This window comes from Corallococcus praedator (genome assembly GCF_003612125.1).
GTDB lineage: Bacteria > Myxococcota > Myxococcia > Myxococcales > Myxococcaceae > Corallococcus > Corallococcus praedator.
This window is the reverse complement of record NZ_RAWI01000360.1, coordinates 1-9578: the sequence shown is the minus strand read 5'-3', so window position 1 is coordinate 9578 and position 9578 is coordinate 1. Positions and strand designations below refer to the sequence as shown.

The following is a 9578-nucleotide window of genomic DNA, read 5'->3' as shown; positions in this document are numbered from 1 at the left end:
GCCCGTGACGCCGTCCTCCACCGCGACGAAGCCCCGCATCCTGCTGGCGGATGACAACGCCGACATGCGCGACTACCTCACGCGCCTGCTGACCCCGCGCTGGAGCGTGGAGACGGCGACCCACGGCCTCCAGGCGCTCGCCGCCGCGAGGGCGAACCCGCCCGACCTCATCCTCTCCGACGTGATGATGCCCGGGATGACCGGCATGGAGCTGGTCCAGGCCCTGCGCGCGGACGAGCGCACCCGGACCATTCCGCTGGTGCTCCTGTCCGCCCGCGCGGGCGAGGAGGCCACCATCGAGGGCCTGCGCAGCGGCGCGGACGCCTACCTCGTCAAACCCTTCTCCGCGAACGAGCTCATCGCGCGCGTGGACTCCCAGCTCACGGTGTCCCGGCTGCGGCAGGAGGCGCTCCACGCGGAGCGCACGCACACGGAGGAAGCCACCCGCCTGCTGGAAGCCTCCCGGCAGGCCACCCGCTCGCGCGAGGAGACCCTCGCGGTCGTCAGCCACGACCTGCGCTCGCCGCTCACCGCCATCGGCACCGCGGCCGAGCTGCTCCAGCGGGCCCTGGGCAACGGCGAGCGCGAGACCCGGCTGCGCCGACACACCGACTCCATCCGCCGCTCGGTGGGGCGCATGAACCTGCTCATCGCGGACCTGCTGGACCTGGCGAGCATCGATGCGGGCACCCTCTCCATCGAGGTGCGCCCGCAGACGGTGGAGGAGCTGGTGCGCGAAACCCGGGAGCTCTTCGAGCCCCAGTGCGCGGAGAAGGGCCTGCGCTTCACCGTCGACCTGGAGCCCGGACGCGTCCTGCGGTGCGACAAGGAGCGCATCCTCCAGACGCTCGGCAACCTCATCTCCAATGCCATCAAGTTCACGCCCCAGGGAGGCAGCGTGGGGCTGAAGGTGGAAGCGGTGCCGGGGACGCGGGACGTGTGCTTCGGCGTGACGGACACCGGCCCGGGCATCGCCCCGGAAGCGCAGGCGCGCATCTTCGACCGCTACTGGCACGCGGCCCAGAAGCAGCGGGAGGGCCACGGCCTGGGCCTCTCCATCGCGAAGGGCATCGTGGAAGGCCACGGAGGCCGGCTCTGGGTGGAGAGCGAGCCGGGCCGGGGCAGCACCTTCTGGTTCTGCCTTCCGGCCGAGCCCCGGGTCCGGGCCGCCGCGCGCGCGCTCCTGCCCGTGCAAAGCCAGACACCCCACACCCCACCGAAGGCGGGCCGGGACGAGGCGTTCATCCAGGGCGGCGGAGAGATGGGCGCCCTCATGCGCGCGTTCGACTGGTCCACCAACTCGCTGGGCCCGCTCGAGGGCTGGCCCCAGTCCCTGCGCACCTCCGTCAGCACGATGCTCCGCTCGCCGTACCCCATCATCCTCTTCTGGGGCCCCCAGCTGCGCATGCTCTACAACGACCCGTTCCGCCCCATCCTGGGCGAGAAGCACCCGGGGACCGTGGGGGCCCGGGGCCACGAGGCGCTCGCGGAGGAGTGGGGACAGCTGGGCCCCCTGATGAAGCGCGTCCACGAAACGGGCGAGCCGCTGTTCATCGAGAACGGGAACGTCAACTTCGCGCGGCGGCCGGGTGGCCTGCGGGAGGAGTCCTACTTCACCTGGTCCTACAACCCGACCATCGGGGAGTCGGGGGAGATCGCCGGCCTCTTCGCCATCGCGAGCGAGACGACGCGTCAGGTGGTCGGTGACCGCCGGCTGGCCATCCTCCGGGAGCTGTCCATCCGGGCGGCGCTCGACAAGAAGGTCGAGGCCATCTTCCGCTCGCTGGAGGCGGTGCTCGCGCACGCGGCGCACGACCTGCCCTTCGCGCTGCTCTACGTGGTCAACGAGGGCAAGGCCCGTCTGGTGAGCTGCGCGAACCTCGCGCGAGGCGCCCCCGCGGCCCCGCTGGAGGTGCTGTCCGGCGACACGACGTCCTGGCCGCTCGCCCGCGTCGCGGGTTCGGGACAGGAGGCGTTGGTGGACGACCTGCCCACGCGGTTCGGGCCGCTTCCCGGCGGGCCCTGGCCCGAGCCCACGACGCGCGCGCTGGTCCTCCCGGTGCCCCTGGGCGCGGAGACCGGAACCATGGGCGTGCTGGTGGCCGGCCTCAGTCCCCTGCGCGCACTGGATGACGAGTACCGGGGCTTCCTGCAACTCTTGGCGCGCCAGCTCGCCTCCAGCATCTCCAGTGCCCGGGCCTATGAGCAGGAGAAGCAGCGCGCGGAGGAGCTGGCCCAGCTGGACCAGGCGAAGACCGCGTTCTTCAGCAACGTGAGCCACGAGTTCAGGACGCCGCTCACGCTCATCCTCGGCCCCGTGGAGGACGCGCTGTCCAGTGCGGCGAAGGCCCTGGAGGGGGAGCAGCTGGAGCTGGTGCGGCGCAATGCCTTGCGGCTGTACAAGATGGTCAACACGCTGCTGGACTTCTCCCGCATGGAGGCGGGAAGGGCCCAGGCCTCCTTCGTCCCCACCGACCTTGCGTCCCTCACCACGAGCCTCGTGAGCGCCTTCCAGTCCGCGGTGGAGAGCGCGGGCCTGCGGCTGGTGGTGGACTGCCCTCCCCTGCCCGAGCCCCTCTACGTCGATCCGGACATGTGGGAGAAGGTTGTCCTGAACCTGCTCTCGAACGCGGTGAAATACACGTACCAGGGCGAGATCCGCGTGCGGCTCCAGTGGCAGGAGGGGCAGGCGGTCCTCACCGTGCAGGACACGGGCGTGGGGATTCCCGAGGAAGAGCTGCCGCGCGTCTTCGAGCGCTTCTACCGCGTCCGCGTCACCCAGGGCCGCAGCCACGAGGGGACGGGCATCGGCCTGGCGCTGGTGCAGGAGCTGGTGAGGCTTCACGGAGGCACCGCCTCGGTGGCGAGCCGGTTCGGGGAGGGCACCACCTTCACCGTGCGGATGCCGCGGGGCTTCGCCCACCTGCCCCCGGACCGCGTCGAGCGCCAGTCCCGTCCGCGCGAGCCGGCCGTCGGGGCCGCGCCCTTCGTCGAGGAGGCGCGGCGCTGGTCCTCGGAGGCCCCGAGCACGCAGGACATCACCCCCTCCCAGGCCCCGGTGATGGAGGTGCCCGCGGAGCTGGCGCGCGCCCGCATCCTCCTGGTCGACGACAACGCCGACCTGCGCGCCTACGTCGCCGGGCTGCTCCGGCAGGCCTTCCCGAACATCGAGACCGCCACGGACGGGCTGGAGGCCCTGGAGCGGGTGCGCGTCCAGGCGCCGGACCTCATCCTCTCCGACGTGATGATGCCCAGGCTGGATGGCTTTGGGCTGGTGCGGGCCCTGCGCGCCGACGAGCGCACGCGCGCCATCCCCATCATCCTGCTCTCCGCGCGGGCGGGCGACGAGTCCACGGTGGAGGGCCTGCGGACCGGGGCGGATGACTACCTGGTGAAGCCCTTCTCCTCGCGCGAGCTCCTGGTGCGGGTGCGCAACCAGTTGGACATGGCCGGCGTGCGCCGGAAGGTGGTCCGCAACGAGTTCGAGAAGGAGGCGCTGCGCGAGTCCGTGCGGGTGCGCGACGAGTTCCTCCGACTGGTGAGCCACGAGCTGCGCACGCCCGTGAGCGCCCTGTCCCTCAACATCCAGGGCCTGAGCCGCGAAGCCCAGGCCGAAGCGTCTCCAGCCATCCTGCGGGGCCGGGCCCGCACGACGGCGAAGCAGCTCCAGCGCCTGTCGCGACTCGTGGAACAGCTCCTGGACGTATCGGAGCTGGTCACCGGTCCCCTGGAGCTGTCGCGTCAGGACGTGGACCTGGCGGAGGTGGCGGCCACCGTCGTGGAGCAGTCCCGGGAGAAGGCCGACCGCGCGGAGTGCGTCCTCACCCTGAAGGCGCCCGCTCCGGTGGTGGGAAGCTACGACCGCGCGCGGCTGCACCAGCTGCTCGACAGCCTCGTCGACAACGCGCTCAAGTTCGGGGCGGGCAGGCCCGTGGAGGTGACCGTGGAGCGGGCGGCGGACCATGCGGCCCTGACGGTCCGGGACCACGGCGAGGGCGTCAAGCCGGAGGACCAGGAGCGCATCTTCGGGCGCTTCGAGCGCGCCGTTCCCGCGAACCACCACGGCGGCTTCGGCCTGGGCCTGTGGATCGCCCGACACATCGCGGAGGCGCACGCCGGAAGCATCCGCCTGGAGCCTACCGACGGAGCAGGCGCCACCTTCACGGTGGTGCTCCCCCTGAACGCGACGTGACGCCCTGGCAGGCCATCCCCGGGACCGACAATCCTTTGCCCCCCATCATCGATTTGTGAGATGGGGCGGGGATGTTCGACCCCGTCACGCTCGACCAGCTTCGCGCCTTCGTGTCCGTCGTCGAGGAGGGGAGCTTCTCGGCGGCGGCGCGAAAGCTTCGCCGCGTGCAGTCCGCCATCAGCACGTCGATGGCCAACCTGGAAGCCCAGCTGGGCGTGCCGCTCTGGGATCGCTCGACGAAGGTGGCCACGCTGACAGCCCAGGGCCAGGCGGTGCTCGCCTCGACGCGGCGGGTGCTCGCTGAAGTGGACGGGCTGCGGCGGCTCACCACCGGCATGACGATGGGGCTGGAGGCCTCCGTGTCGCTGTGCCTGGATGCCTTCTTCCCCCTCAAGGCGCTCATCGACCTCTGCGCCGCGTTCACCCGGGAGTTCCCCGCGGTCGACCTCCGCGTGGACACGCAGGTCATGTCGGCGGTCTCCGCGCGCGTGCTCGACGGCACGGCCACCCTGGGCGTCGTGAGCCCCGCGGGGCTGGCCCGGGGGCTCGAAGCGCAGGCGCTGTCGCCCATCCGCGTGCTGCCCGTCGTGAGCCCGGGCCATCCGCTCGCGGCCTTCAAGGGTCGCATCGCCAACCGGCACTTCGTCGACGCGATCCAAGTCGTGCTCTCCGACTGCGACGAAGCGGGCATCTCCGACCAGGTCGGACTGTCGCCGCGCACGTGGCGGGTCAGCGACCTCTACACCAAGCATGAGATGCTGCGAGCGGGGCTGGGCTGGGGCAACCTGCCGGAGCACCTCATCCGAGACGACCTGCGCGAAGGCAGGCTGGTGGCCATCCGGCCGATGGCCTGGGGCACCCACGAGAACACGCTCAAGCTCCTGGCCATCTACCGCGGCGACACCGTGTTCGGCCCGGCGCACCGCTGGCTGCTGGAGCAGCTCACCCAGCTCTGCGCGCGCGAAGCCCGCCGCCAGCGGACGGGGTGAATCACACGCCGTCGTGCACCGGCCGCATGTTGGCGCTCCACAGGGCCCACATGCCCGCGCACATCGCGAGGCTCAGCGGCAGGCTCCAGAGCGCGACGACGGTGGCCGCCAGATACACCGGGAACCCGAGGCGGTAGTGCCACGTCAGCCGGTGCTCCAGCGCGTCCGGGGGCTGCTGCCGCCGGAGCAGGCGCCACAGCAGGTTGTAGGCCACGTTGATGAGCACGAAGAGGCCCGAATAGAGGGCACCGGCCATGGAGCCCGAGGGCTCCATCAGGTGCGCGGACAGCAGCGCCGTCGTGAACGGCACCAGCGTGGTGAGCAGCATCAGGAACCCGTTCGCGAAGAGCACCGGCGTGTCCACCCGGCGCGCGAACTTGAGGATGCCGTGGTGGTCGATCCACATGATGAGGACAGTGGCGAAGCTCGTCACGAAGGCCAGGTACGTGGGCCACCGGGACGCAAGCTGCCAGAGGAGCGTGTGCGAGTCCTTCGCGGCGTCCGTCAGCTCCGGCTTCAAATCGAGCGCCAGCAGCGTGATGACGACGGCGAAGACGCCATCGCTGAACGCCTCCAGCCTGGCGCTGTCCGTCCTTTCGGCGTCCGACATGGCAGGGCCTCCTACAACCGGCTGCGAACCCACAGCGCCAGCGCCACGGGAGCAAGGAACGACGCGAACCCCAGGTGCTGGACGCCGAACGCACCGCCCAGACACCCCAGCGCGAACGCCAGGATGATGAAGCCCAGCGAGCGGTGCTTGCCGGCGTTCTCCGGCGCGCCTGGAATCACCTTCTCCACGAACCACTGCGTGACGTTGCCGGTCATCACCGTCGTCATCGGCCCCAGCGAGGGCGCCACCCGGTGCATCGCGTTCTGGATGCCCATGGCGATGACCGCGAAGACCACGACGACCTTGTGCGCCGCCGTTCCCTGTACGAACAGGGGCACCGCCGCCGCCGCGCCGAAGGCCACCGCCTGGAGGAGCAGGAGCAGGCGCGCGGACCCCTCCGCCCGACGACGGTGCAGGTGCGTGGCCAGGAAGACGGCCAGGACGAAGATGGGGAAGGTCGACAGCTTGAGCCACTCGTCGGCCTTGGCGTTGCGCGCGAGGTCCGCGGCGAGCACGACGAAGTTGCCGGTGACGTGGGCGCAGAAGATGCCCCCCGCGCCAACGAAGGTGACGGCGTCCGCGTAGCCCGCGACGAACGCGAGCGCGGCGGGAACCCATGCGGACCGGGGAGCGGAAATGGGAGTCATGGAGATGGGCCCGTGGGTCAGTAGGTGAAGGTCGTCCAGGTGCCGAAGAAGTCGACGTCCCGTCCGGTGACCGCCCTCAGCGAGGGCCCGGCGAAGACGTGCGAGTACTCCGCATTGAACATGAGGTGGCGCGTGGCGCGATACCCGAGCGACAGCGAGAGCTGCGCGCCGGTGTAGCGCGCCTGCGAATCCGAAGGCGACACGAGGACGCCCCCCGGCGGCGTGTAGACGGCGTCATCGACGGACTGCCGGAAGAAGAAGACGCTGCCCGCCTCCAGCGTGACGGCATCCAGGTCCACCTGCACGAGCGGATGCACTTCGTACAGGTTCGACGGGTAGATCAGCGGCAGCGCGCTGAAGAAGGTCTGGTTCGGAAACCAGGCATGGAAGGTGGAGACCCGCCCATCGTCGGCGCGCCGGTCACCGCTCAGCGCATCCCCTCGCACGCCCACCCGCACCGGCGCGAAGTGCAATTGCTGCCACAGTCCCCCCGCCAGCCCCCAGGCAAGCACCGGGACATCGCCCACCGTGCCGACCTGGGCGAGCGCGTGCCCGATGTACTCGAAGCCGCCCTCGGTCTCACCGAACACCCGCAGGCCCAGCATGTGGCGCACCTCGCGGCCTTCGACCTCGCCATACGTCACCGAAGGACGGTCGCGCCCCAGGTAGAAGGCGTCGAACGAGAGCTGCTTTCGCGGAAGCACGGCCACGGTCGCGTAGAGGCCCCAGAACCGGTTTCGCCACGCGGGCGCATCATCGAGCACGCCGCGCTGGAGCTGAGGCACCACGCCGCCAAAGCCCTCCACGTTCCAGCCCTCGCCGGTGACGGTGAGGCGGGCGAGGTCGAACGCCTGACGGACATTCGTCCCATCCCGCGTGCTCACCCACCGCGTCGACCCCAGCGACATCTCCTGGCGTCCCACGCGGGCGACGAAGCGGGCCTTCTGGCTCGCGGCGCTCCATTCGACGAAGGCCTGCTGCACGTCGAACAGGTCGCTGCCCGGCGGCTCATCCCGGGCGGGAGCCCCCAGCGCGTAGTATCCGCCCACCTGGACGAAGGCACGCAGGGGCCCCACGTGCGCGTCCACGTGCAACAGGTTGCGGGAGAAGAGGACGCTCTCGGGCAGCGGACCGTCCAGTCCTTCGGTCAGCTCGTAGCGGAGCCGGTGCTGGCCTCCGAAAGAGAGGTACACCTGCTCCCCGAGCGGGACGTATTTGACGCGGTCGAAGGGATCCTCCCCGGGCCGCCGTTGGGGATCCGCCCAGTCCTCCAGGTAGCGGATCGCGGCATACCGCGGCACCTCGCGCGGCTCGGGGACGTCTTCCGCCCGGGCCGCTGGTGACAAGGCCAGCAGCCCGGAGACCCCAAGGAAGCACCCGCTCCGTGAAAGGCTCGGCATCGTCCTTCGCCTAGAACGCCCAGCAGGAGCAGCCCAGGAGGCCCCAGAACGTCGGGTCCTCCGCGACGGGCACCGGCCGCCGCCAGGCCACCTTGCCATGGGCATGCACGCCGCAATCATGCGGCGCGGCGTGCAACGGGGACGCGTCATGCGCCTCCCGGGCCTGCGCGGTGGCCTGCGCATACCCGCCGAAGCTCCGCACGGGAGACCAGTCCGGCATCGCCGGGGGCAGCGGCGGAGCGAAGTCCGAGAAGCCGCCCGTGCCGTGCACGACCTTTCCGCCGACCACGGTGAGCACGGACTCCAGCGTTGAAATCGCGTCGGCGGGAACGCTGAAGTAGTCCGCCGACAGCACGGCCAGGTCCGCGAACTGCCCCACGGCGAGCTGCCCCTTCTTGCCCGTCTCCGACGAGAACCAGGTGTTGCGCTCGGTCCACAGCCGCAGCGCGGTCTCCCGGTCGAGCAGCGCGTCCTCGCCGTACAGCGGCGTCCCCGCGACCGTCTTTCCGGTGACGAGCCAGGACAGCGACACCCACGGGTTGTAGGACGCGACGCGCGTGGCATCCGTGCCAGCGCCCACCGGAACGCCAGCGGCGAGCATGCGGGCGATGGGCGGCGTGTGGGCCGCGGCCGCCGCGCCATAGCGCTCCACGAAGTATTCGCCCTGGTAGGCCATCCGGTGTTGCACGGCGATGCCGCCGCCGAGCGCCGCGATGCGGTCGATGTTGCGCTCGGAGACGGTCTCCGCGTGGTCGAAGAACCAGTGCAGCCCCTGGAAGGGCATGTCGCGGTGGACCTTCTCGAAGACATCCAGGGCGCGCGAGATGCTCTCGTCGTAGGTCGCGTGCAGGCGCCACGGCCAGCGGTTCTCCACCAGCACCCGGACGACCTCTTCCAACTGTCCTTCCATGTCCGCCGGAAGCTCCGGGCGCGGCTCGCGGAAGTCCTCGAAGTCCGCGGCGGAGAAGACCAGCATCTCCCCCGCGCCGTTGTGGCGGAAGTGGTCGTCACCCTGCCCCGGCCGGACCTGCTTCGTCCACGCGCGGAAGTCGGCGGCCTCCTCGCCCTTGTGCTGGGTGAAGAGGTTGTAGGCGATGCGCAGCGTGAGTTCGCCCGCGTCCGCGAGCTTCTGCACGACGGCGTAGTCGTCAGGGTAGTTCTGGAAGCCACCGCCCGCGTCGATGACGCCGGTGATGCCCAGCCGGTTCAGCTCGCGCATGAAGTGGCGCGTCGAGTTCTCCTGATACTCCTGGGGCAGCTTCGGCCCCTTCGCCAGCGTCGCGTAGAGCAGCTGCGCGTTGGGCTTCGCGAGCAGGAGCCCCGTGGGATTCCCGTGCCGGTCGCGCTGGATTTCGCCGCCCGGCGGGTTCGGCGTGTCCTTGGTGTAGCCACACGCACGCAGCGCCGCCCCGTTGAGCAGCGCGCGGTCGTAGAGGTGGAGGATGAAGACCGGCGTCTCCGGCGCGACGGCGTTCAGCTCCTCGAGCGTCGGCAGGCGCCGCTCGACGAACTGGAGCTCGGTGAAGCCGCCCACCACCCGCACCCACTGCGGCGCGGGGGTGACGGCCACCTGCTTGCGCAACATGCGCATCGCATCCGCGAGCGACCGGACCCACCTGGGAGGACCCCCGCATCGCGGAGCGGGTCAACGCCATCGGCAAGTCGCGCATCGTGCTGGCGGGCCTCTGGACGTCGGTGTGCATCGTCGGTCCCGCGCTGTCCGCGCTGGACCAGGGCTTC

The 9578-nt window shown here is 70.8% G+C and carries 5 protein-coding genes and 1 pseudogene; 2 read left to right on the top strand and 4 right to left on the bottom strand.

Annotated elements, in window-relative coordinates; translation table 11 throughout:
* On the top strand, window positions 1–4192 hold a 4192-nt coding region (locus tag D7Y13_RS32530), incomplete at its 5' end, for an ATP-binding protein (RefSeq protein ID WP_208734511.1).
* 71 nt (window positions 4193–4263) lie between these two features.
* Entirely contained in the window at window positions 4264–5181 is a 918-nt protein-coding gene (locus D7Y13_RS32525) for a LysR family transcriptional regulator (RefSeq protein WP_120536885.1), read from the top strand.
* 1 nt (window position 5182) lies between these two features.
* Here the strand turns inward: D7Y13_RS32525 and D7Y13_RS32520 are convergent, their stop codons facing one another.
* From D7Y13_RS32520 to D7Y13_RS32505, 4 genes and pseudogenes are all read right to left on the bottom strand, one after another.
* Entirely contained in the window at window positions 5183–5791 is a 609-nt protein-coding gene (locus D7Y13_RS32520) for a TMEM175 family protein (protein WP_120536884.1), read from the bottom strand.
* 11 nt (window positions 5792–5802) lie between these two features.
* Window positions 5803–6438, bottom strand: coding sequence for a YoaK family protein (locus D7Y13_RS32515; RefSeq protein ID WP_120536883.1), 636 nt, complete (start codon window positions 6436–6438; stop codon window positions 5803–5805).
* A 17-nt stretch (window positions 6439–6455) separates the two neighbouring features.
* Window positions 6456–7838, bottom strand: coding sequence for an alginate export family protein (locus D7Y13_RS32510; protein WP_158620474.1), 1383 nt, complete (start codon window positions 7836–7838; stop codon window positions 6456–6458).
* Between the two features lie 10 nt (window positions 7839–7848).
* Window positions 7849–9444 (bottom strand): annotated as a pseudogene (locus D7Y13_RS32505) (amidohydrolase); the annotation flags it as partial.
* Window positions 9445–9578: the final 134 nt, after the last annotated feature.